Annotated in this window: 1 protein-coding gene; it reads left to right on the top strand. The window is 58.4% G+C overall.

Going from position 1 to position 1350, the window contains the following annotated elements; all coding sequences use genetic code 11:
* Positions 1-112: 112 nt before the first annotated feature.
* Positions 113-1350 (top strand): IS4 family transposase (locus C8K63_RS29985; RefSeq protein ID WP_108219972.1); only part of this gene is annotated, 1238 nt, incomplete at its 3' end.

Here is a 1350-nt window from a genome sequence, read left to right on the forward strand (position 1 = left end):
GCCAGCCCTTTCAAGGTCTTCGTTTAGAATCCCCTAAAAACCAGTCAGGGTGACGAAAACGATGTGGACAGAAGTTCTAGCGCGGTTTGAAAAAAAGACACCGGCCAGTGTCATGACTAAATTGATACTGGAGCAGGCTGTTCCTGCCGAATGGGTTGATCAGGTGTTTGAAGAACACCGTCAACGCCAGTACCCGCGTGAGCTTTTGTTTTCGACCATCGTTGAGCTGATGTCCCTTGTTTCATTGGGCCTACGGCCCTCCTTACATGCCGCTGCCCGGCAAATGGAGGGGCTGCCGGTTACGTTGGCGGCGCTCTATGACAAGGTCAGCCGCACAGAGCCCGCGTTGCTGCGGGCGTTGGTTACAGGAAGCGCCGAGCGCCTGGCTCCGACGATAAAAGAGTTGGGCTGCTCAGCCATTTTGCCCGGCTGGCAGCTGCGCATTGTCGACGGCAACCACCTGCCTTCTACTGAAAAACGCCCGGGGGCTTTGCGGCGTGAGCGAGGTGCGGCGCGCCCAGGGTTTTCAGTCGTGGTCTACGACCCGGACCTCGATCAGATCGTCGACTTGCAGCCCTGCGAGGATGCCTACGCCAGTGAGCGCGTCAGCGTGTTGCCGCTGTTGGCCCGCGCCACCAAGGGCCAGCTATGGATGGCCGATCGGCTGTACTGCACGCTGCCCGTCATGCACGCCTGCGAGGAAGCGGGGGCTTCGTTCATTATTCGCCAGCAAAGCAAACATCCACGGTTGATTGAGGAAGGCGGCTGGCAAGAATCTGTGGCCATCGAATCCGCAACGGTGCGCGAGCAAATCATCGAACTCAAAGGTGGTCACCGCTGGCGTCGAGTTGAACTGAACCTACAGACACCTACTGACTCAGGCGACACTGTGATGTGGTTCTGGAGCAACTTGCCAGACACCGTCAGCGCCGGGCAGATCGCCGAGTTATACCGTCGTCGCTGGAGTATCGAAGGGATGTTCCAGCGCCTGGAATCGGTGCTGGACAGTGAAATCGAAAGCCTTGGCGCTCCGCGGGCGGCGTTGCTGGGATTTGCTTCAGCGATCCTGGCCTACAACGTCCTGGCAGTGCTCAAACGCAGCGTGGAACAGGCTCATCGCGAGACAGTGCCCGAAGGCTGGGAAGCTTCGATCTTCCATCTGACGGTACAAGTGCGTAGCGGATACGAGGGCATGCAGATCGCACTGCCCTCGGAGTACCTGACACTTCAAACGACCTCAGAAACGCTGGCAACACGACTGTTGGCGCTCGCCAGGAATATCAAGCCCAAGCAAGTGGCCAAAAGCATACGTGGTCCCAAAATCGCCAAACCCAAGGAGTGGCTGGACGG

Origin of the sequence: Pseudomonas sp. GV085 (assembly GCF_003050925.1) — a bacterium.
GTDB lineage: Bacteria > Pseudomonadota > Gammaproteobacteria > Pseudomonadales > Pseudomonadaceae > Aquipseudomonas.